Source organism: Sphingosinicella flava (assembly GCF_016025255.1).
Lineage (GTDB): Bacteria > Pseudomonadota > Alphaproteobacteria > Sphingomonadales > Sphingomonadaceae > Allosphingosinicella > Allosphingosinicella flava.
On sequence record NZ_CP065592.1, the window covers coordinates 2,392,979 to 2,414,270 of the forward strand.

Sequence of the window (21,292 nt, forward strand, 5' to 3'; positions counted from 1 at the left end):
ACTTCGCTCTCCTTCAGCCTCATATGGATCGGGTTGAGCTTCACCTGCGCCAGATTCTGGTCAACCCGGGCGAGCCCATCAAGGAGGTTTATTTCCTTGAAGGCGGTTTGTGTTCGATCGTCACGGCCCGGGAAGATGAGGAGGAGGTCGAAGTCGGCATTTTCGGCCGGGAGGGAATGTCGGGGTCGGCTTTGCTCCTCGCGGCGGAAGCGAGCCCGCATCGTTTCTTCATGCAGGTGAATGGCAATACCGCCCTCCGTCTCAACGCAGGCGCGCTCCTCGATGCGTGCCGCAAAAGCCACAGTCTTCATGCGCAGCTTCTGCGGTTTGCGCAGGTCATGACCGTCCAGGCCGCGGAAACGGCCGCAACCAATGCCCATTACACCCTTCCGGAGCGGTTGGCGCGCTGGCTTCTCATGTGCCATGATCGCATGGACGGCGACCAAATCAGCCTGACCCATGAATTCATGGCGACCATGCTCGGGGTTCGCCGCTCTGGCGTGACGGTGACATTGCACAGCCTGGAGGGAGAGGGCGCGATCAAGACACGGCGCGGCATGATCTGCATTATCGACCGCGACCGCTTGGAGGCGCTGGCGGGCGCAGCCTATGGCGCTGCGGAAGCCGAATATGAGAGGTTGATCGGACCGCTTTCACGCTCCTCGAAGAAAGCCGGAACCGCAGGGCAAGGAAAATCCCATGAGCGATTATGACATGGCCTTGTCTACAGTCCGCTTCACCTTCCCGTGACGCCCCGTCAGGATAGCTCAACTGAAATGTGCGGTTCCGAACAGAAGGAAACTTCCCTTTGACTTCAAAGGCTCATTTCCGAATTTAGGCGAATGCCGGCAGGCCTCCCGCTCCCGCTTCGGCTCTGGAGTTGGGAGGCCAACTGGAGTCTCATTATTTTAAGCAAATACAATGCTTTGGCTGTTCCATTATGGCGTGCGGCGCACCATATGGAGTGTATCGCTCGCTAACGTCCAGGGCGCGAGCGGCTGAGAGATCTTTGTCGCTCCCGCCCCGAAATCAGGGGCATTCATGCCTTTCCCCAGCCAGTCCTTTACGCGAAACCGCCTCTTGAGCAGTTTGTCTCCCGAAGATTTCCTTCTTCTTCAGCCGCAGCTGGAGCGAGTGCAGCTGCAATTGAGGGATCCACTGGTTACAGCGGGCCAGGCCATAAAGCACATCCACTTTCTGGAAGGTGGAATAGGTTCGGTCGTCACGGAGCGCGATGGGAATGAAGTAGAGACAGGGCTTTTCGGGCGTGAAGGGATGTCGGGCGCCACGACTCTCCTTGGCTCCGACACCACCCCGTTGCGATCCTACATGCAGATCGGCGGCGCCACTTCGCTTCGCATCCCGCATGCTTCCTTGCAAACCGCGCTGGGGCAAAGCGAAACACTGCACGTTCACATGCTGCGCTACCTTCAGACCTTTGCCTTGCAAGTCGCTCGAACGGCGATGTCCAATGCGCTCGGCACATTACCCGAACGCTTGGCGCGGTGGCTCCTCATGTGCCACGACCGGGTCGACGGCGATGAAATCGCACTCACCCATGAATTCATGGCGATGATGCTCGCCGTTCGCCGCGCGGGCGTAACGGTGACGCTTCATGCCCTGGAAAGTAGCGGCGCCATTCGCGCGCGCCGTAACCTTGTCATCATCCGAGACCGCACTCAGCTGGAAGACATTGCCGGAGAATCCTATGGCATGGCGGAGGCCGAATATCGGCACCTGATCGGACCTTTCGGAAAATCGCAATAGCGCGTCAGCAGCGCGCTTCAGCCGCCCGCCATGTCCACGATCGCCGCCCACTCCTCGTCCCGCACAGGGCTTACCGACAGGCGCGACTGGCGGATGAGCTCCATCGCGGCGAGCATGGGCTGCGCCTTGATCGCCTTCAGCGTGACGGGGCCGAGGGGGCGGACCGGCTCCACCCGGACCTTGGCCCAGGCGCCGTCCGGGCCGTCCGGCTCCGCCTCGCCCGCGATGCGCATGATGCCGACCACCGCGCGCTCGTCGGCGCTATGGTAGAAAAAGGCTTCGTCGCCCGGCTTCATGGCGCGCAGGTGCAGGCGCGCGGCGGGGTTGCGGACGCCGTCCCAATCCGTGCCGCCGTCACGGACGAGGTCGGCCCAGCTGTAGGTGCCGGGCTCCGACTTCATCAGCCAATAGGCCATCAGTCGGCTTCGCAGGTGGGCGTGCGGTCGGGGCTGCGGAACGGGGGCATGCGGCCCGCCGCGCGGCTCTTGTCGATGAACTGATGCTTCAGCGCCGCGCCGACATGGAGGATGAGGAGGGCGATGGTGAGCTTGACCAAGATCTCGTGCGTCTCGCCCATTGCATCGCCAAATGCTTCGGAGAGGCCCGGAATGAGCGGCAGCGGGACGCCTCCCGCGAGCTTCGTGGTCGCTTCATCGGCTCCGCCCGAGACGGCGGCGAGGCCGGTCAGCGGCAGGGCGATGATGAGGAGGTAGAAAGCGCGGTGGTTCCACACCGCCGCGAGCCGCTCCCAGCGCGGCAGTTCGGGCGGATAGGGGGGCGGTCTATGCGTCAGGCGCCAGACCAGGCGGGCTATGCCGAGGACCAGGATCGCGGCGCCGAGCGTCTTGTGCCACATGAACCATTCGCCCCGCAACGGCCCGCGCGGCAGATCGTGGAAGGTGAAACCGACATAGACTTGCGCGAGGATCAGGACCGCGGTGATCCAGTGCAGCGCCACCGCGCCATTATTATAGCGCAAAAGCGCGCCTTCCTGCGGCACGGCATCGGGAACGGTCGCCATCCTGCTTCTCTCCCTCTTTTTTCCGGCGTAACACGGTCCCGCCGCCTTTGCCAAACGGCCATGACGGGCTTTGCGCGCCGCAATATGGCGTCATGCCGTCAATTCGCCGCTCGAAAGGAATCGCTCGTCGCAAATTTCCAAGCGGGCTGATGACTTTAGCGCGTTTGCGCTGTCCATTCCGGGGCGGGAACGTTGTCGCGGAGGGGCCGGTGCTGAACATTCTCATTGTCGAAGACGAACCATTGCTGGCGAGAACGCTGAAACAGCTGGTCGAACTCAATCCGCGCTATATCGTCACCGCCGTCGCCGACGATGTGGACAGCGCCATCGCGGCGGTGGAGGACAGGCGGCCCGATTTGGCGCTGGTCGACCTGCAGCTGGCGCGCGGCTCCACCGGGTTCAGCGTCGCGGCCAAGCTCGCGGAAATGGACATCGCCTGCCTGTTCACCAGCGGCAAGGCGCCGCCCTTTCCGATGCCCGATCTGGCGCTCGGCTGCCTCGCCAAGCCGTTCGCGGAGGAGGATCTGGTGCGGGCGCTGAAGACGGCCGAAGATCTGATCCGGGGGCGGGAACGGCTGCGGCCGAGCCTTCCGGCCGCGCTCAGCCTCTACAAAGCGGAGGAGCCGCTGCCCGCGCCCGGAGACGAATGGGTGCCAGACGTGCCGGACCGCCGGCCCTTGTGGGTGCGCATCCGCAAGCTGTTCCAGCGGTTCCGGACGCCGAAATCGGCGCTGCCGGTTTGAGTATTCCTGCGAAAGCAGGAACCTAATCGTTCGATCCGTGCGGTCGTGCTCCTGCTACAGGAGCACGACGTGGAGGGTCGGGATTAGCGCGTGAATTTCTCGCCCGCTTGCGCCTTCTGAACGAGGAGGTTGGAAAGGGTGAAGTCACTGCCCAGCCGCTCCTGCTGGCCTTTCAGGGCATCGACGATCTTCTGCAGGCCTTCCCCGTCCGCCCAGTGCATCGGGCCGCCGCGATAGACGGGCCAGCCATAGCCATAGACCCAGACGACGTCGATGTCGGACGCGCGCTGGGCCATGCCTTCTTCCAGGATCTTCGCGCCTTCGTTGACCATCGTGTAGATGGTGCGCTCCATGATCTCCTGATCCGAAATGTCGCGCGGGGTGATGCCTTCCTTGGCACGGAACTGCTCGATGATCTCCTGCACCGTGGGGGAGGGCGAGGGGCGGCGCTTGTCGTCATAATCGTAGAAGCCCGCACCCTTCTTCTGGCCCCAGCGGTCGATGGCGCAGAGCGCGTCGCGGATATTTTCGATGCGGTTGGGGTCGCGGTGCCAGCCGATATCGACGCCCGCGAGGTCGGCCATCTGGAACGGCCCCATCGGCATGCCGAATTCGACATGGACGCGGTCCACCTGCTCCGGCGTCGCGCCTTCGAGGAGCAATTGCATCGCCTGCGTCTGGCGCGGGATCAGCATGCGGTTGCCGATGAAGCCGTAGCAGACGCCCGCGACGACCGCGACTTTCTTGATCTTCTTCGAAAGCTGCATGGCGGTGACCAGCACGTCTGGCGCGGTCTTCGCCCCGCGCACGATTTCGAGGAGCTTCATCACGTTGGCGGGCGAGAAGAAGTGGAGGCCGACCACATCCTGCGGCCGCGAGGTGACGGCTGCGATCTCGTCGATGTTGAGATAAGAGGTGTTGGACGCGAGGATCGCCCCTGGCTTGGCGATCTTGTCGAGGCGCGAAAAGACGTCCTTCTTCACGTCCATATTCTCGAACACCGCCTCGATAATGAGGTCGCATTCGGCGAGATCGTCGAAGTTCAATGTGGGCTTCAGCAGGCCCATCGCGCCGTCCACCTGTTCCGCGGTCATGCGGCCCTTGGCAGCGGTCGCTTCATAATTTTTGCGCATGATGCCCGTGCCGCGGTCGAGCGCTTCCTGCTGCATCTCGACAATGGTGACGGGGATGCCGGCGGAAAGGAAGTTCATCGAAATGCCGCCGCCCATCGTGCCGGCGCCGATCACGCCGACGCGCTTGATGTCGCGGGGCTTGGTATCTTCGGGCAGGCCCTCGATTTTCGAAGCCTTGCGCTCGGCGAAGAAGAAATATTGCTGGGCCTTGGCTTGCTTGCCGCTCATCAGTTCCATGAACAGGCGGCGTTCCTCGAGCACGCCTTCGGCATAGGGCTTTTCGACGGCCGCCTGCACGGCCTTGATATTGGCTTCCGGCGCATCGAAGCCGCGCATCTTGCGGGCATTGGCCTTGCGGAATTCCTCGAAGATGCCGGGATTGGCGCGGGCTTCGGCGAGTTTGTCGTCACGTTCGCTGGTCTTCTGGAGCGGGCGGACTTCCTTCACCTCGTCGGCATAAGCGACGGAATGCTGCTCAAGATCGCCCTCGATCAGCCGGTCGACGAGGCCGAGGGCAAAGGCCTCCTTGGCGCCGATCGGGGTGCCGCTGGTCGTCATCTCCAGCGCCTTCTGGACGCCGACGACGCGCGGCAGGCGCTGCGTGCCGCCCGCGCCGGGGAGCAGGCCCAATTTCACTTCCGGAACGCCGAGCTTCGCCGTCGGCACCGCAACGCGATAATGGCAGGCGAGCGCGACTTCGAGGCCGCCGCCAAGCGCCGTGCCGTGGATCGCAGCCACCACCGGCTTGGTGCAATTCTCGATCCGGTCGACGACCTGCGGCAGCATCGGCGCTTCGAACGCCTTGGGCGTGCCGAATTCGGAGACGTCGGCGCCCGCGAAGAAGGTCTGACCTTCGCAACGGATGACGACGGCTTTCACGGCGTCGTCGGCATCGGCTTCCTCGATCGCGGCGACCAGGCCCTGGCGGACGGCGTGGCCGAGCGCGTTGACCGGCGGATTGTTCGACGTGACGATCAGGATGTCGCCGTGGCGCTTGGTGGAAATGGGGCTCATGTCTCTCTCCTGAACTTAAAAGGCCGTCTGGCCGTAAAGCAATTTGGTGAACGGGTAGGACGCGGCGAGGCCACCGTCGACGACCAATGCATGGCCGTTGACGTAGCTCGACTCCTCGGACGCAAGATAGAGGGCGGCGCGCGCGATTTCGATGGGCTCGCCGCCGCGCTGGAGCGGATTGAAGCGGCCGATCTTGTCCTCCTTCCCCCGGTCGCGCGCATGTTCGTAGATCATTTGCGTCATGCCGGTTTCGATCAGGCCGGGGCAGATGGCGTTAACGCGGACGTTCGATCCGACGAGCTGCGCCGCGCCAGTCTTCACGAGGTTGATGACGCCCGCCTTGGACGCCGAATAAGCTGGCCCTCCAGCGCCCGCGCGAATGCCCGCGACGGACGCGGTGCAGATGATCGAGCCGCCGCCGCGTTCCTTGATGACGGGCGCCGCATGTTTGATGGCGAGGAAGGGGCCGATCAAATTGACGCGCAGGATTTCGGCCCAGTCTTCCGGGGTCTGATCGAACAGGCCCTTGAGTCCGCCGGAGATGCCGCCGTTCGCGAACATGATGTCGAGGCCGCCGAAGCGGGCGACGGCTTCGTCCACCAATCGCTTCACATCGGCTTCGGAACCTGCATCCGCTTCCATGGCGATGGCGGCATCACCGATTTCGGCGGCGGTGCCTTCATGGCTCTTGATGTCGGCGCAGATGACCTTGGCGCCTTCTTCCGCGAACAGTTTGGCGCTCGCCTTGCCGATGCCGGAGCCTGCGCCGGTGATGATGGCGACCTTGTTTGCGAGTTTCACAGTCCCGCTCCCGTGGTCGATCCGCCGTCGACGATGATCGTCTGGCCGGTCATGAAGCTGGAGGCGGGCGCGGCGAGAAACACGGCGGCACCGGCGATTTCGTGCGGCTCGCCGATGCGGCGCAGCGGCGTGTGGCGGGTGACGGCCTTCAGCGTGTCCGGATTTTCCCACAAGGCCTTGGCGAAATCGGTGCGGACGAGACCGGGCGCGATGCAATTGACGCGTATGCCCGCCGGACCGAATTCGGCGGCGAGGTTGCGGGCGAGCTGGAAATCGGCGGCTTTGGAAATGTTGTAGGCACCGATCACCGTGGAACTGGTGAGGCCGCCGATCGACGACACGATGATGATCGAACCTTCCTTCCGCTCGAGCATTTCCGGCGCGACCATCTGAATGAGCCAATGGTTCGCCAGCACATTATTGTCGAGGATCTTGCGGAACTGGTCGTCGGTGATCCCGCCCATTGGCCCGTAATAGGGGTTGGACGCGGCGTTGCAGACGAGGATGTCGATCCGCCCAAGTTGTGCGCGCGTTTCATCGACGAGGTTCTGAAGCTCCTCCTTCGACGAGATGTTGGCGGGGACGACGATCGCGGTACCAGCGCCATGCCTAGCGTTGATTGCGTCGGCGGCTTCGGCGCAGGCCTCTGCCTTGCGGCTGGAGATCACCACCTTCGCGCCCTGCTCGGCCATCGCCTCGGCAATGGCGCGTCCGATGCCGCGCGAGGAGCCGGTGATGATCGCGACCTTTCCGGTCAGGTCGAACAAGTTCATATCTTCATCCTCTCTTCATCGTCACTCCCGCGTAAGCGGGAGTTGAGACGTGCTCTGCCTTGCCCGGACATCGTCTGGATGCCCGCCTGCGCGGGAATGACGGTTAATGCTCCTTCGGTGCGTGCTTCGCGAATTCGTTTCTGGCAATCGCGCGGTTGTGCACCTCGTCCGGGCCGTCCGCCAAGCGCAGGGTGCGGATGCCCGCCCAGCTTGCGGCAAGTCCGAAATCCTGGCTGACGCCGGCGCCGCCATGCGCCTGGACGGCATCGTCGATGATTTGGAGCGCCATTTGCGGCGCCTGCACCTTGATCATCGCGATCTCGTTCGCCGCGGCCTTGTTGCCGGCCTTGTCCATCATGTCGGCGGCCTTGAGGCAGAGGAGCCGCGACATGTCGATGTCGATGCGTGCGCGCGCGACGCGCTGTTCCCAGATCGAATGGTCCATCAGGCGCTTGCCGAACGCCACGCGGGATTGGAGGCGCTTCACCATCGCTTCCAGCGCTTCCTCGGCCGCGCCGATGGTGCGCATGCAGTGATGAATGCGGCCGGGGCCGAGGCGGCCCTGCGCGATTTCGAAACCGCGTCCTTCGCCCAAGAGCATGTTGGAGGCGGGGATGCGCACGTCCTTCAGCTCGATCTCCATGTGACCGTGCGGCGCATCGTCATAGCCGTAGACTGTGAGCGCGCGTTCGACGGTGATGCCGGGGGCGTCGAGCGGCACGAGTATCATCGATTGCTGCTTGTGCTTTTGCGCCTCGCGGTCGGTCTTGCCCATGACGATGGCGACCTTGCAGCGCGGATCGCCCGCGCCTGACGACCACCATTTGCGGCCGTTGATGACATACTCATCGCCCTCGCGGCGGATGTCGCATTCGATGTTGGTGGCGTCGGACGAGGCGACGGCGGGTTCGGTCATCAGGAAGGCGGAGCGGATTTCGCCGTTCATCAGCGGCCTCAGCCACTGGTTCTTCTGCTCCCGCGTGCCGTAGCGGTGGAGCACCTCCATATTGCCGGTGTCGGGCGCGGAGCAGTTGAACACCTCGCTCGCCCAGCCGATCCGACCCATCTCTTCGGCGCAGAGCGCATATTCGAGATTGGTGAGCTGCGTGCCTTCGAATCCGAACGTGTCGTCGACGTGCGGGAGGACGGGGGCAGGAGGCATGAAAAGGTTCCAGAGGCCAGCCTCTCGCGCCTTCGGTTTCAGTTCCTCGATCACGTCGAGCGGCTGCCAGCGGTCGCCGGTTGCGAGCTGCTTCTTATAATCGCCGATGCGCGGACGAATCTGAGTCTCGATGAACTGGCGCACCCGGTCGCGGTAAAAAGCCTCGCGTTCCGTAAGGGTAAAATCCACGGCCTTCCTCTCGCTTGCTTTACGTTTCCGTCAACCTATCATCGGGCTATCGCGGAGAGGCTGCGGAGACAAGATCAATGGCGGATTTGGAGGCGTTTCGGGCTGAGACCCGTAGCTGGCTGGAGGCGAATTGCCCGCCTGAAATGCGGGAGCCGATGAAGAGCGAGGAGGATGCCTGTTGGGGCGGGCGCAATCCGGTGTTCAAGAGCGAGGCGCAGCGCCAATGGATGAAGCGGATGGCGGAGCGCGGCTGGACCGTGCCCGATTGGCCGCGCGACTATGGCGGTGGCGGCCTTTCACCCGCCGAGACGAAGGTTTTGCGGCAGGAAATGGCGCGGATCAATGCGCGCAATCCACTCTACAGCTTCGGCATCTCGATGCTTGGACCGGCGCTGCTGAAATATGGGACGGAGGCGCAGAAGAAGCGCTTCCTGCCCGAAATCGCACGCGGGGAAATTCGCTGGTGCCAGGGTTATTCGGAACCCAATGCCGGGTCGGACCTTGCGAGCCTGCAGACCAAGGCGGAGGACAATGGCGATCATTGGCTGGTGAATGGCCAAAAGGTGTGGACCTCCTACGCCGATAAGGCCGACTGGATCTTCTGCCTCGTCCGCACCGACAGCCAGGCGCCCAAGCATAAGGGCATCAGCTTCCTCCTCTTCGACATGGCCTCGCCGGGCGTGTCGACCAAGCCGATCCTTTTGATCTCCGGCTATTCGCCCTTCTGCGAAACCTTCTTCGACGACGTAAAGGTGCCCAAGGACCAGGTGGTCGGCGAGGTGAACAAGGGATGGGACGTCGCCAAATATCTGCTCGGCCACGAACGCGAGATGATCAGCGGCATGGGGCTCGGCGGGACGGGCGGGAGCCTCGGCACGGCGCTGAAGGAGCGGCTGGAGGGCGATCCGATCCTGCGGGCGGATGTGGCGCGTTTCGATGTCGACGCGATGGCCTTCAAAGCGATGTCGGAAAAGTTCATCGACGAACTCAAAGCCGGACAAGCACATCCCGCCCAGCCGTCGATGATGAAATATGCCGGGACCGAGCTTAACAAGGCGCGGCACGAACTGGTTATGGCCGCGGGCGGTGCGGACGCGCTCGAATGGGAGAGCGAGTTGTCCCGAGGCGGCAAGGCGGCGCGGGAATGGCTCCGTACCAAGGCCAATTCGATCGAGGGCGGTACCAGCGAAATCCAGCTCGGCATCATCGCCAAGCGCATCCTCGACCTTCCCGGAGCCTGACCCATGCCTCTTTATTTGACCGAAGATCAGGCGATGCTGCGGGATACCGCGCGCGACTTCATGGCCAGCGAAGGGGCGATCGCCACGCAGCTGCGCAAGTGGCGCGACATGAACTGCAAGGATGGGTTCGGCCATGCGCTCTGGCGGCAGTTCGGCGAGATGGGCTTTACCGGCATCCTCGTCGATGAGGCCGATGGCGGGCTCGGGCTCGGCCCTGTCGAGGCAGGGATCGTGCTGGAGGAGATCGGGCGGAATCTGACGCCTTCGCCTTTTCTCATTACCGCCGTTGCCGCGGTGGAAGCCTTGCGCGGATCGGCGCTGCGCGAGCGGTGGCTGCCGGGCATTCTGAAAGGTGAGGCGGTGGCAGCCCTCGCGGTGGACGAGGGACCGAAGCACCGGCCCGAGGCGATCGCGATGACGGCGGAGCGGTCCGGCAACGGCTTTACGCTGAGCGGCCGCAAGCAGTTCGTGGTGCAGGGCGCGTCGGCGGACTTCATCCTTGTCGCCGCGAAGATGGAGGAAGGCGCGGCTCTGTTCGCGGTCGAGAAGGACGCCAAGGGGCTTGAGGTCGAAGGCGTGCGCCTTGCCGACAGCAGCATCGGCGCGCGGATGACGTTCGACAATGTCGAAGTGGACGGCGATGCGCTGGTGGGCGGTGAAGAGGTGCTTGCGCGCGTTCTTCGCGCGGCGCGCACGGGCGCGGCGTCGGAGATGGTGGGCGTCGCTTCGGGCGCGATGGATATGACCGTCAATTACCTTCGGCAGCGCAGGCAGTTCGGGCGATTGATCGGGGAGTTCCAGGCGCTGCAACATCGCGCTGCGCATCTATATTCCGAGCTTGAGATTGCGCGCGCGGCGACGCTGAAGGCGCAGCAATTGCTGGACGAGGGGAGCGCGCAGGCGGAGGCGATGGTGCATGTCGCCAAAGCCAAGGCCGGCCGGGTGTCGACACTGGCGGTGCAAGAAGGCGTGCAGATGCATGGCGGCATCGGCATGACCGACGAATATGATATCGGCCTCTACATGAAGCGCGACCGGGTGCTGAACGAGCTGTTCGGCGATCCCAATTACCATGCGGATCGGCTGGCGCGGCTCAACGGTTATTGATCGTCGTCTCAGCCCCGTTTCAGCAGCAGGTTCATATGCGCCGAGGCAATCGGCTTTGCCCGGTCCTTTTGCCACGCATGCGCCTCCACGCTGGCGACACGGGTGCCGAGACGGGTGACGGTCGCGCTCGCATAAGTGTCATGTTCGATGCCGCCGCGCACGAAATCGACGTTGACGTTGATCGGCTTGGCCCGGACTTCCGCCTCATCGCCCAACTGATCGTAAAGCGTGCCGAGCGCCGCAAATTCAAGAAGACCTGCAATGGCACCGCCGTGGAGGAAACCAGGACGCCCGACCACCGCATCATGGAATGGCATGATCCAGAGCAAGATACCCTCGGCGTTCCGCTCGGTGCGAAGGTCGAGGAGCCGGGCATAAGGCGGCAGCTGTTTCACCATGACCAACGCTTGGCACAGGACGCCGCGGACGGAAAGGTCAGTCGCGATTAGGCGGTTTCGAGCGCGGCCTGAACCTTCTCGGCATATTTGGATGCGACGTCCACCACCGCGCCGTCTTGCGTATGGAGCCGGACGATGCGGCGTCCGGAGAAATCCGCCTGCACGACGATGTCCGGCCGCACGAAGGCGGAACGGTGGACGCGGATGATGTCCTGCTGTTGCAACCGGCTTTCCAGCTCCTTCATCGTGATCTTCAGGATGAAGGTGTTCGCTTCCGTATAGAGAAGGGCGTAATCGCGCGCCGCTTCGATCCGGCGGATTTCCTTGGCCGACAGGCGGATCGTGCTGTCGCCCTTCGGCACCCAGAAGACCGGGCCCGCATCGGAAGACGCGGCGGACTGCTGCGCATCCGACCTCTCCTCGCTCGCCGGCTCCTGGCGGCGGAGGTCGAGACGCAGGCGCGCGCGCTTCAACGCTTCGCGCAGCCGGTCGGGCTGCACGGGCTTCAGCAGATAGTCGACCGCATGCATGTTGAACGCCTCGACCGCGAACTCATCGAGAGCGGTGATGAAGATGATCTCGATATCCGAACGCTCCGAAAGCGCTTGGCCGACCTCGATGCCGTTCAAATACGGCATCTCGATATCGAGCAGGACGAGATCCGGTTTCAGGCTTTCCGCCAGCTCCAGCGCGGCCCGGCCGTCCTCCGCCGTTCCGGCAATCTCCACATTCTCGATGGAAGCGAGGGTGTGGACGAGCCTCTGCAATGCTGGCGGCTCGTCATCGACGAGTAGAACTCGAAGCGCCATGAACCGGTTTCACCCTCTTTTTAACCGCACTGTTACCGCACCGGAATAAATATCCAACCTATATGTCCGGTGAACGGTCGGTCTTGATAGGAAAAGCGTCCAAGCTATTTTGCGGAATTTGTCAATGGGAAGGAGGTTTTCCAAAGGCGCCTCCTTCATGGCCAGACAATCCTCTATCGAATGAAGATATCCACTTCGCGATTACTGCGATGCTGCAGCTTCCAGTCCGGTCAGGCCGATGTCTTGCGGTTTTTCAGCACGATAGCCATGGTAATGACAATGAACGCGGCCAGCCGTAGCAGATAAAAAACACTGCGTTCCTCGACAGGGAAACGCGTCAGCGCGAGCAACGCCTGAGTCAAGCCGAGCAGGCACAGGGCTGCGGCAAAGGCGATGAACAGGGGATCGCGCGTTTTCCTCCAGAAGCGCAGGAAGAACAGGGCAGCGGCGAGGAAGCCCATCGTGATCATGCCCGAAAGGAATTCGAAAGCCGGCATCACGAATTCTCCATGTCCCAGATGAGCCCGAACAACAGCACCCCGACCGCCGCCAGGGACAACCCCAGGCGCAACGGCTGCAAGCTCATTCCGGGAATGATGAGAATGTCGAAAATCACCACAAGCGCGTTCGCCGCGAGCAGCGCGAAGCAAAGTCCGCTCCACATGAGCAAGCGGGCGCGAGTCCGCGCATAATTGCGAAGCAACAGAAAACAGCAGGCTCCCGCCGTCGCGAAGCAGAGGATGTAGACGAGGGTCCGGAATGCCTCCGACATGTGCCTCAATCCTTCCTCAATCTGAACGCATCCGAGAAAGCGCGCAGCTGATCTTGCGACGCTTGGACGATGAGCCGCCGCACGGCATCTGGTTTCGATGCATAATAGGTCTCCGCCTGATTGGCGAGAGCAGCGATTTCATCCGTGGCGGGGGCATAGCGAACTCTGTCGTCCTTTTCCTCGAGGACAAGGCCTGCGGCGACCAACGAGGCGAGGCTTTGCGCCACAACGGCATCGCTGCCGCGAAGAGCGGCGACCAGTTCGCCGGGAGGCCAAAAGCGGGCGGGATCGGATTTTAAAAGCAGCAGAAGCTCCATCGACCAGATGGAGCGAAAGGAGCCGCGTATGAAGGCCAGAAGATCCGCGTTTGCCGGCATCGCTCCAAACGGATGTAAGTTTTAAGGGCCCGTAGTTCGGGGCATTGGCATGCTTTTTAAGGGCCTTTTAACCTCGATCAACCCTTTAGGCGAATTCTCCTCTTGCGATGGAAGAGCAGGCGGGGCAGTGTCGCGCCGTTCGGGGGAACGAGGCTGGCACTTGCCGGCTTTTTGTGCAGGAGCGCCATCTGGTGAACGCCGAAACCCGAGTAGAAACCTTCGATCGCCGTCAATTGCTGACTGCCCTTCGCGCCTTCCGCAAGGGTGATTTTTCCGTTCGCCTGCCCGAGGACGGTGCCGGCGCCGACGGCGAGATCGCGCAATTGTTCAACGAGATCGTCGGGCTCAACGAACAGATGACGCACGAATTTTCGCGCCTGTCGCAAGTGGTCGGCAAGGAGGGCAAGATCCACCAGCGCGGCCGGGTGAAGGGCGGCAGCGGCGATTGGGACAGCGCTGTTCATTCGGTGAACGAGCTGATCGAGGATCTCGTGCAGCCGACCGCCGAAGTCTCGCGCGTCATCGGCGCGGTGGCGAAAGGCGATCTGTCGCAAACCATGTCGGTCGAAATCGACGGCCGCCCGCTGCGTGGCGAATTCCTGCGCATCGGCAAGGTCGTGAATACGATGGTGGAGCAGCTCGCCTCCTTCGCATCGGAAGTGACGCGCGTGGCGCGCGAAGTGGGCACGGAAGGCAAACTCGGCGGCCAGGCCAACGTGAAGGGCGTCGCGGGCACGTGGAAGGATCTGACCGACAACGTGAACCTGATGGCCGCGAACCTGACGGGCCAGGTGCGCAACATCGCCGAAGTGACGACCGCCGTGGCGAAGGGCGATCTTTCGAAGAAGATCACGGTGGACGTGCGCGGCGAGGTGCTGGAGCTCAAGAACACCATCAACGTCATGGTGGACCAGCTGAATGGCTTCGCGTCGGAAGTGACGCGCGTGGCGCGCGAGGTGGGTACCGAAGGCAAGCTGGGTGCGCAGGCGCAGGTGCCGGGCGTCGCGGGCACCTGGGCGGACCTTACCGATAATGTGAACCTGATGGCCGACAATTTGACCGGCCAGGTGCGCAACATCGCCGAAGTGACGACCGCCGTGGCAAAGGGCGACCTTTCCAAGAAGATCACGGTGGACGTGAAGGGCGAGGTGCTCGAGCTCAAGAACACCATCAATACCATGGTGGACCAATTGAACTCGTTCGCGAGCGAAGTGACGCGCGTGGCGCGTGAGGTGGGTACCGAAGGAAAGCTCGGCGCGCAGGCGCAGGTGGAAGGCGTCGGCGGCACGTGGAAGGACTTGACCGACAACGTGAACCTGATGGCCGCGAACCTCACCGGCCAGGTCCGCAACATCGCCGAAGTGACGACCGCCGTGGCCTTGGGCGATCTGTCCAAGAAGATCACGGTGGACGTGAAGGGCGAAATCCTGGAGCTCAAGAACACCATCAACGTCATGGTGGACCAGCTGAACGCCTTCGCGTCGGAAGTGACGCGCGTGGCGCGCGAAGTGGGTACGGAAGGCAAATTGGGCGGCCAGGCGCAGGTTCCGGGCGTCGCGGGCACGTGGAAGGATCTGACCGACAACGTGAACCTGATGGCCGCGAACCTGACCGGCCAGGTGCGCAACATCGCCGAGGTGACGACCGCCGTGGCGCGCGGCAATTTGTCCAAGAAGATCACCGTGGACGTGCGCGGCGAGGTGCTGGAGCTCAAGAACACCATCAACGTGATGGTGGACCAGCTTAACTCCTTCGCCTCGGAAGTGACGCGCGTGGCGCGCGAGGTGGGTACCGAGGGGCGTCTTGGCGGTCAGGCGCAGGTGGAAGGCGTCGCCGGTACCTGGAAGGATCTGACCGACAACGTGAACGCCATGGCCGGCAACCTGACCGGTCAGGTGCGCAACATCGCCGAAGTGACGACCGCCGTGGCGAAGGGCGATCTTTCCAAGAAGATCACGGTGGACGTGAAGGGCGAGGTGCTCGAGCTCAAGAACACCATCAACGTCATGGTGGACCAGCTCAATTCCTTTGCGTCGGAAGTGACGCGCGTGGCGCGCGAGGTGGGCACCGAGGGCAAATTGGGTGCGCAGGCGCAGGTGGAAGGCGTCGGCGGCACGTGGAAGGATTTGACCGACAACGTGAACGCCATGGCCGCGAACCTCACCGGCCAGGTCCGCAACATCGCCGAAGTGACGACCGCCGTGGCCTTGGGCGATTTGTCCAAGAAGATCACGGTGGACGTGAAGGGCGAAATCCTGGAGCTCAAGAACACCATCAACGTCATGGTGGACCAGCTCAACGCCTTCGCGTCGGAAGTGACGCGCGTGGCGCGCGAAGTGGGTACGGAAGGCAAGCTGGGCGGCCGCGCGCAGGTGCGCGGCGTCGCGGGCACCTGGGCCGACCTTACCGACAACGTGAACCTGATGGCCGACAATTTGACCGGCCAGGTCCGCAACATCGCCGAAGTGACGACCGCCGTGGCGAGGGGCGACCTTTCCAAGAAGATCACGGTGGACGTGAAGGGCGAGGTGCTGGAGCTCAAGAACACCATCAACGTCATGGTGGACCAATTGAATTCCTTTGCGTCGGAAGTGACGCGCGTGGCGCGCGAGGTGGGTACCGAAGGGAAGCTCGGTGCGCAGGCGCAGGTGCCGGGCGTCGGCGGCACGTGGAAGGATCTCACCGACAACGTGAACCTGATGGCGAACAACCTGACGAACCAGGTGCGCGGCATCGCCGACGTTGTGACCGCCGTGGCGCAGGGCAATTTGAAGCGGAAGCTCGCCGTGGAAGCGCGCGGCGAGATCGCGGCGCTTGCCGAGACCATCAACTTCATGATCGACACGCTGTCGACCTTCGGCGACCAGGTGACGAGCATGGCCCGCGAGGTGGGCATCGAAGGCAAGTTGGGCGGTCAGGCGTCGGTGCCCGGCGCCGCGGGCCTGTGGCGCGATCTCACCGACAACGTGAACCAGCTCGCAGCGAACCTCACGAACCAGGTGCGCTCCATCGCCGACGTGGCGACCGCCGTGACGAAGGGCGATCTGTCGCGCTCCATCGCGGTGGAAGCGTCGGGCGAGATGGCCGCGCTCAAGGACAACATCAACGAGATGATCCGCAACCTCAAGGAACAAACCTTGAAGAATGCGGAGCAGGATTGGCTCAAGACCAACCTCGCGCGGTTCAGCCGCATGCTGCAGGGCGAGCGCGACCTCACCACCGTGTCGAGCCTCATCATTTCCGAACTGGCGCCGCTCGTGAACGCGCAATATGGCGTCTTCTATGTCGCCAAGCGCGACGGTGACGAAACGGTTCTGGAGCTGGCGGCGAGCTATGGCGCGGAACGCCCGGACGCGCTGAAGCCGACCTTCCACCTGCGCGAGGGACTGGTCGGCCAGTGCGCAGCGGACAAGAGGTCGATGTTGCTGGAGGAAGTGCCGGCGGATTTCATCCGTATCGGCTCCGGCCTCGGTCATGCGGCGCCGGTCAACGTCAACATCATGCCCGCCATTTTCGAAGACGATGTGCGGGCGGTGATCGAGCTCGCATCGTTCAGCGAGTTCAACGAAACCCACCTGTCCTTCCTCGACCAGCTGATGGAATCGGTCGGTATCGTCTTGAACACGATCGCCGCGACGATGCGCACGGAAGGCCTTTTGAAGCAGTCGCAGCTGCTGACGACCGAGCTTCAGGCGCGCCAGACCGAGCTCACCACCAAGCAGGAGGAATTGCACGCCACGAACGAGGAGTTGCAGGAAAAGGCGCTGCTCCTCGAATATGAGAAGAAGCAGGTCGAAGCGAAGAATATCGAAATCGACATGGCCCGCCGCGCGGTCGAGGAGAAGGCCGAGCAGCTGGCGCTGACGTCGAAGTACAAGTCCGAATTCCTTGCCAACATGAGCCACGAATTGCGGACGCCCCTCAATTCGCTGCTCATCCTGTCGAAGCTGCTGGCCGACAATCCGCAGGGCAATCTCAATGAGAAGCAAACCGAATTCGCGCGCACGATCAACGCGGCCGGAACCGACCTTCTCAATCTGATCAACGACATCCTCGATTTGTCGAAGATCGAATCCGGTACTGTTTCGATCGACATCGGCGATGTGCCGCTCAAGGTCTTGAAGCAGAATGTCGAGCGCACCTTCAACCAAATCGCGCAGGACAAGGGCCTGGCGTTCGAGGTCGAATTCGACAGCCGCTTGCCGCTGTCGATGCGGACCGACGAAAAGAGGCTTCAGCAGGTCGTTCTCAACCTGCTTTCCAACGCCTTCAAATTCACGTCGAAAGGCTCGATCACCCTCTCGGTCCAGAGCGTCAAAAAGGGCTGGACCAGGGGCTTGGCCGCGCTCGACGCCGCCGAAGGCGTCATCGCCTTCGCGGTCACCGACACCGGCATCGGCATTCCGGAAGACAAGCAGAAGCTGATCTTCGAGGCCTTCCAGCAAGCGGACGGCACGACGAGCCGCCGCTATGGGGGCACAGGGCTCGGCCTGTCCATCAGCCGCGAGATTGCCGGTCTTCTGGGCGGCGAGCTGCGGGTGGAATCGACGCCCGGCAAGGGATCGACGTTCACTCTCTTCGTGCCTCAGGACGCCATGCCGGAAGCCCCGGCCAATGCCGCCGAGGGGGATCAGGCCTTTGAAGGGCGTTTGTTGTCTGCGCCGCGCGCCGTCGAGCAGGTGTCGGACGACCGCGCGAACCTTGGCGACGATCCGTTCGTGCTGATCGTGGAAGACGATTCGACCTTCGCGGGCATTCTGCTTGAAATGGCGCATGAGGCGGGGCTGAAGGGCGTCGTGTCATCGGCCGGCGCGGGCACGCTGGCCATGGCGCGCAAGATTCAGCCCGACGCGATCACCCTCGATCTCGGCCTCGCCGACATCGACGGCTCCGTGTTGCTCGATCTCTTGAAGCACGATCCGGAAACGAGCCACATCCCGGTCCATGTCATTTCGGGCAAGGAGCGGGCGGCGGCGGCGCTCGCGCTGGGCGCGGTCGGCGTGACGGAGAAGCCGGCTTCGCCCGAGGCGCTCAAGACGATTTTCGACAGTTTCTATCAACGCATCAGCCGCATGGAACGCACGGTGCTCACCATCGGCAGCAGCGTCGCCGAGCGGAAGGCGCTGGCCCGGGCGGTCGGCGATCCGGCGATCCGTTTCGAAGGGGCGGTCAATGTCACGGCCGCCGCCGCCCTGGAACTCGACCGGGTCCATGCGGTCCTCGTTCCGGCCGCGAAAGCGGTCAGCATCATCGACGATCTGACCGATGCCGGAGACGCGCTGACCGGCATTCCGCTCATCGTCTTCGGGGCCGACGCCGAAGCGCCCGAAGTCCGCATCGCCGTCAACCGCATCGCCGTCAATCGCGACGTGCGCGTGGTTCGCACGCCCAAGGCGCTCGCGGCCATGCTGCCTTCGCTTCTGCGCCGCGGCAGGAAGAGCGATGTCACCGCCGCGTCGACCGGCGTTCCCGAAATCGCCGGCGCCAAGATCCTCGTCGTCGACGACGACATCCGGAACATCTATTCGCTCACAAGCGTCTTGGAGACTTATGACGCGACCGTCCTTTACGCCGAGCGCGGGCGGGAGGGGATCGCGATCCTCGAAGAAGACCCGGAGATCGATATCGCCCTTATCGACATCATGATGCCGGAAATGGACGGTTACGAGACCATGCGGCAGATTCGCCAGCGGCAGGGACTGGCGGACCTGCCGCTCATCGCCGTGACCGCAAAGGCGATGCAGGGCGACCGGCAGAAGTGCCTGGACGCCGGAGCGTCCGATTATATCGCGAAGCCGGTCGACATGGATCTTCTGCTCGCCTTGCTCCGGGTCTGGGTCGGGCGCGCCAAGGGGCGGACCAAGAACCCGATTTCCGCCGTCGCGATCGCGGAGTGACCCTGTGACGGTGCAGGGTTCAGTCATGCCGAAGGATAAAGACGCCGTGATCGCCCTGGACGATGAAGAACGGCCGCGCGTTCTCATCGTCGATGACGACAAGCGCAATCTGCTGGCATTGAAGACGGTCGTGGACGAAGTAGCGGACGTCGTCGTCGCCTCGTCCGGTGAAGAAGCGCTTCGTCATCTTCTGAACGGCGAGTTCGCGGTCATCCTGCTCGACGTCTTCATGCCGGGCCTCGACGGTTACGAAACCGCCCAGATGATCCGCAGCCGCGAGCAGACCAAGCGCATACCGATCATCTTCCTATCGGCGGTCAATAAGGAGGCGGCCCATCTCAATCGCGGTTATGCGATGGGCGCCGTCGATTATGTGTTCAAGCCGGTCGACCCGCTCATCCTGCGCACCAAAGTGTCCGTCTTCGTCGATCTTTTCGCCAAGACCCGGCAGATCCAGCAGAGGGCGGCGCAGGAACAAGCGCTCCTCGATGAGAATTACCGTATCCAGGCCGAGAAATTGCGCGTCGAGCAAGCCCTCCGGGCGGCCGAAATGCGGCATGCCGCGGTCATTCAATCTCTTCCCATCGCCCTTTTTCTTCGCGCACTGGACGACAAGTCGGGCCAGCCTGCGATTATCGGCGGCAATCTGGAGCGACTGACAGGCTTTCCAAGCCCCCCGACCGTCTGCGAGTGGCAAGACCGTCTGCATCCCGAGGATCGGGAGCGTGTCGTTGCCGGTTATGCGGATTTGGAGACGGAGGGGAAGCTGGCGATCGAATATCGCTGGCGCTGCGCCGACGACGAATATCGCTATTTCCTGGAACAGATGATCGTCTTGGCCGGTGAATCGGGCCAGCGCGAGGTCGTGGGCTCCATCCTCGACATGACCGAGCGGCGCGAACTGGAAAGTCAGCTCGTTCAGGCGCAGAAATTGGATGCGATCGGGAAGCTGACGGGCGGGATCGCCCACGATTTCAACAACCTTCTCGCCGCCGTCCTTGGGGGGCTCGACCTGATCGGCCGACGCGTCGAGCTGAAGGACGACCAATCGAAAATCCTGGCGATGACGCGGCGGGCGGCGGAGCAGGGCACGGACCTTGTGCGGCGCCTGCTGGCCTTTTCCCGGCGGCAGCAATTGCAACCCGCGCCGGTATCCATGAAGCAGCTGTCCGCTTCGGTCGGCGATCTCCTCAGTCATACATTGGGTGGGCTGGTCGAGCTGGAATGGGAAATACCCGGCGAATTGTGGTGCGCCTATGCCGACGGAGCGCAGCTCGAACTCGCGATCATGAACCTGATCATCAACGCGCGCGATGCCATGCCGGAAGGCGGCCAGATCCGCGTGTCGGCCTGCAACGAACAGATCGGCGAAGCCAATGCCTACGAATTGGCGGCGGGCGATTACGTGCGCGTGTCTGTCACCGACACCGGCACCGGCATTGCGCCCGACCTCCTCGAACGCGTGCTGGAACCCTTTTTCACGACCAAGGAAATCGGCAAGGGTTCGGGACTCGGCCTGTCGATGGTCTACGGTTTCGCGAAGCAATCGGGCGGCGCCATTCATATCGAAAGCGAGATCGGAATGGGGACTACGGTCGCCATCCTGCTGCCGCGATCGGAATTGAAGGCGGTCGAACCCGATGCCGCCGCGGAGCAGGCCAGTGCCGCGAGCCGGGAGCATGCCCGCCGGAACATCCTGCTCACGGACGATCATAACGAAGTCCGTCAAACGACCGCCGCTCTGTTGTCCGACCTGGGCCATACTATTTTCGAGGCGACGGGCGGCCCCGAGGCGCTCGATATCCTGGCCCAAAAGGGCGACGCCATCGATCTGATCATCACCGATTATGCCATGCCCGCCATGTCGGGCGTGCAAATGGTGCGCCGGGCGCGGGAAATCCGGCCCGGCCTGCCGGCTATCATCGTGACGGGCTATGCCGACACGGACGAGATCAAGGATGTACCGGCAGGCGTGACGGTCCTTGTCAAACCCTTTCCGCCCGAACGGCTGGCCAAGGCGATCGCCAAGATTCAGAATCGATAGAAAGGGCTGTCCGCGTTTCGCTTTCGGGTCGGTGGCGTAAATGA

At 63.0% G+C, this 21,292-nt stretch carries 18 protein-coding genes; 7 read left to right on the top strand and 11 right to left on the bottom strand.

Going from position 1 to position 21,292, the window contains the following annotated elements:
• Window positions 1-23: 23 nt before the first annotated feature.
• Window positions 24-713, top strand: a complete 690-nt coding sequence (locus tag IC614_RS12170) for a Crp/Fnr family transcriptional regulator (protein WP_200971711.1) — start codon at window positions 24-26, stop codon at window positions 711-713.
• 328 nt (window positions 714-1,041) lie between these two features.
• Complete coding sequence (locus IC614_RS12175; RefSeq protein ID WP_200971712.1) at window positions 1,042-1,767, top strand: Crp/Fnr family transcriptional regulator; 726 nt, start codon at window positions 1,042-1,044, stop codon at window positions 1,765-1,767.
• Between the two features lie 17 nt (window positions 1,768-1,784).
• Here the strand turns inward: IC614_RS12175 and IC614_RS12180 are convergent, their stop codons facing one another.
• Together IC614_RS12180 and IC614_RS12185 are read right to left on the bottom strand one after the other, a co-directional pair.
• Entirely contained in the window at window positions 1,785-2,183 is a 399-nt protein-coding gene (locus IC614_RS12180; protein ID WP_200971713.1) for an EVE domain-containing protein, read from the bottom strand.
• Window positions 2,183-2,788 carry a cytochrome b gene (locus IC614_RS12185; protein WP_200971714.1) on the bottom strand — a complete coding sequence of 202 codons (606 nt, stop codon included), beginning with the start codon at window positions 2,786-2,788 and terminating at the stop codon, window positions 2,183-2,185. The genes IC614_RS12180 and IC614_RS12185 overlap by 1 nt, the downstream gene beginning before the upstream one ends.
• Before the next feature lie 209 nt (window positions 2,789-2,997).
• Between IC614_RS12185 and IC614_RS12190 the strand changes: the two genes are divergently transcribed.
• Window positions 2,998-3,531, top strand: coding sequence for a LytR/AlgR family response regulator transcription factor (locus tag IC614_RS12190; RefSeq protein ID WP_200971715.1), 534 nt, complete (start codon window positions 2,998-3,000; stop codon window positions 3,529-3,531).
• 83 nt (window positions 3,532-3,614) lie between these two features.
• Here IC614_RS12190 and IC614_RS12195 read toward each other — a convergent pair whose 3' ends face one another.
• From IC614_RS12195 to IC614_RS12210, 4 genes are all read right to left on the bottom strand, one after another.
• The gene (locus IC614_RS12195) at window positions 3,615-5,678 is read right to left on the bottom strand and encodes a 3-hydroxyacyl-CoA dehydrogenase NAD-binding domain-containing protein (protein ID WP_200971716.1); all 2,064 of its coding nucleotides are present in this window, start codon (window positions 5,676-5,678) and stop codon (window positions 3,615-3,617) included.
• Between the two features lie 15 nt (window positions 5,679-5,693).
• Window positions 5,694-6,479: an SDR family NAD(P)-dependent oxidoreductase gene (locus IC614_RS12200; protein ID WP_200971717.1), complete on the bottom strand. Its 786-nt coding sequence runs from the start codon at window positions 6,477-6,479 to the stop codon at window positions 5,694-5,696.
• Entirely contained in the window at window positions 6,476-7,252 is a 777-nt protein-coding gene (locus tag IC614_RS12205; protein ID WP_200971718.1) for an SDR family NAD(P)-dependent oxidoreductase, read from the bottom strand. The genes IC614_RS12200 and IC614_RS12205 overlap by 4 nt, the downstream gene beginning before the upstream one ends.
• 103 nt (window positions 7,253-7,355) lie before the next feature.
• Entirely contained in the window at window positions 7,356-8,603 is a 1,248-nt protein-coding gene (locus IC614_RS12210) for an acyl-CoA dehydrogenase family protein (RefSeq protein ID WP_200971719.1), read from the bottom strand.
• A gap of 77 nt (window positions 8,604-8,680) precedes the next feature.
• Here IC614_RS12210 and IC614_RS12215 point away from each other — a divergent pair, with 77 nt between their 5' ends.
• Both IC614_RS12215 and IC614_RS12220 read left to right on the top strand, forming a co-directional pair.
• Window positions 8,681-9,844 carry an acyl-CoA dehydrogenase family protein gene (locus IC614_RS12215; RefSeq protein WP_200971720.1) on the top strand — a complete coding sequence of 388 codons (1,164 nt, stop codon included), beginning with the start codon at window positions 8,681-8,683 and terminating at the stop codon, window positions 9,842-9,844.
• Between the two features lie 3 nt (window positions 9,845-9,847).
• Window positions 9,848-10,951, top strand: coding sequence for an acyl-CoA dehydrogenase family protein (locus tag IC614_RS12220; protein WP_200971721.1), 1,104 nt, complete (start codon window positions 9,848-9,850; stop codon window positions 10,949-10,951).
• A gap of 8 nt (window positions 10,952-10,959) precedes the next feature.
• Here the strand turns inward: IC614_RS12220 and IC614_RS12225 are convergent, their stop codons facing one another.
• From IC614_RS12225 to IC614_RS12245, 5 genes are all read right to left on the bottom strand, one after another.
• Entirely contained in the window at window positions 10,960-11,349 is a 390-nt protein-coding gene (locus IC614_RS12225) for a PaaI family thioesterase (RefSeq protein ID WP_200971722.1), read from the bottom strand.
• 47 nt (window positions 11,350-11,396) lie between these two features.
• Window positions 11,397-12,158, bottom strand: a complete 762-nt coding sequence (locus IC614_RS12230) for a LytR/AlgR family response regulator transcription factor (RefSeq protein WP_200971723.1) — start codon at window positions 12,156-12,158, stop codon at window positions 11,397-11,399.
• Between the two features lie 230 nt (window positions 12,159-12,388).
• Window positions 12,389-12,655 (bottom strand): DUF5985 family protein, encoded by a 267-nt coding sequence (locus IC614_RS12235; protein ID WP_200971724.1) that lies wholly within the window; start codon window positions 12,653-12,655, stop codon window positions 12,389-12,391.
• The gene (locus tag IC614_RS12240) at window positions 12,655-12,930 is read right to left on the bottom strand and encodes a DUF5985 family protein (RefSeq protein WP_200971725.1); all 276 of its coding nucleotides are present in this window, start codon (window positions 12,928-12,930) and stop codon (window positions 12,655-12,657) included. The genes IC614_RS12235 and IC614_RS12240 overlap by 1 nt, the downstream gene beginning before the upstream one ends.
• A 5-nt stretch (window positions 12,931-12,935) precedes the next feature.
• Entirely contained in the window at window positions 12,936-13,307 is a 372-nt protein-coding gene (locus IC614_RS12245; protein WP_200971726.1) for a helix-turn-helix domain-containing protein, read from the bottom strand.
• A 191-nt stretch (window positions 13,308-13,498) separates the two neighbouring features.
• On the opposite strand from IC614_RS12245, the gene IC614_RS12250 reads away from it, so the two are divergent.
• Both IC614_RS12250 and IC614_RS12255 read left to right on the top strand, forming a co-directional pair.
• Entirely contained in the window at window positions 13,499-19,204 is a 5,706-nt protein-coding gene (locus tag IC614_RS12250; RefSeq protein WP_226372662.1) for a HAMP domain-containing protein, read from the top strand.
• A 25-nt stretch (window positions 19,205-19,229) separates the two neighbouring features.
• The gene (locus tag IC614_RS12255; RefSeq protein ID WP_207791124.1) at window positions 19,230-21,248 is read left to right on the top strand and encodes a response regulator; all 2,019 of its coding nucleotides are present in this window, start codon (window positions 19,230-19,232) and stop codon (window positions 21,246-21,248) included.
• The last annotated feature ends 44 nt before the right edge of the window (window positions 21,249-21,292 follow it).

What these genes read in the sequence shown, in the direction of transcription:
- IC614_RS12255 (WP_207791124.1), top strand. Translation starts at nt 19,230, where the DNA reads ATGCCGAAGGATAAAGACGCCGTGATCGCCCTGGACGATGAAGAACGG.
- IC614_RS12220 (WP_200971721.1), top strand. Translation starts at nt 9,848, where the DNA reads ATGCCTCTTTATTTGACCGAAGATCAGGCGATGCTGCGGGATACCGCG.
- IC614_RS12215 (WP_200971720.1), top strand. Translation starts at nt 8,681, where the DNA reads ATGGCGGATTTGGAGGCGTTTCGGGCTGAGACCCGTAGCTGGCTGGAG.
- IC614_RS12170 (WP_200971711.1), top strand. Translation starts at nt 24, where the DNA reads ATGGATCGGGTTGAGCTTCACCTGCGCCAGATTCTGGTCAACCCGGGC.
- IC614_RS12175 (WP_200971712.1), top strand. Translation starts at nt 1,042, where the DNA reads ATGCCTTTCCCCAGCCAGTCCTTTACGCGAAACCGCCTCTTGAGCAGT.
- IC614_RS12240 (WP_200971725.1), bottom strand. Translation starts at nt 12,930, where the DNA reads ATGTCGGAGGCATTCCGGACCCTCGTCTACATCCTCTGCTTCGCGACG.
- IC614_RS12180 (WP_200971713.1), bottom strand. Translation starts at nt 2,183, where the DNA reads ATGGCCTATTGGCTGATGAAGTCGGAGCCCGGCACCTACAGCTGGGCC.
- IC614_RS12225 (WP_200971722.1), bottom strand. Translation starts at nt 11,349, where the DNA reads ATGGTGAAACAGCTGCCGCCTTATGCCCGGCTCCTCGACCTTCGCACC.
- IC614_RS12195 (WP_200971716.1), bottom strand. Translation starts at nt 5,678, where the DNA reads ATGAGCCCCATTTCCACCAAGCGCCACGGCGACATCCTGATCGTCACG.
- IC614_RS12205 (WP_200971718.1), bottom strand. Translation starts at nt 7,252, where the DNA reads ATGAACTTGTTCGACCTGACCGGAAAGGTCGCGATCATCACCGGCTCC.
- IC614_RS12235 (WP_200971724.1), bottom strand. Translation starts at nt 12,655, where the DNA reads ATGCCGGCTTTCGAATTCCTTTCGGGCATGATCACGATGGGCTTCCTC.
- IC614_RS12230 (WP_200971723.1), bottom strand. Translation starts at nt 12,158, where the DNA reads ATGGCGCTTCGAGTTCTACTCGTCGATGACGAGCCGCCAGCATTGCAG.
- IC614_RS12245 (WP_200971726.1), bottom strand. Translation starts at nt 13,307, where the DNA reads ATGCCGGCAAACGCGGATCTTCTGGCCTTCATACGCGGCTCCTTTCGC.
- IC614_RS12185 (WP_200971714.1), bottom strand. Translation starts at nt 2,788, where the DNA reads ATGGCGACCGTTCCCGATGCCGTGCCGCAGGAAGGCGCGCTTTTGCGC.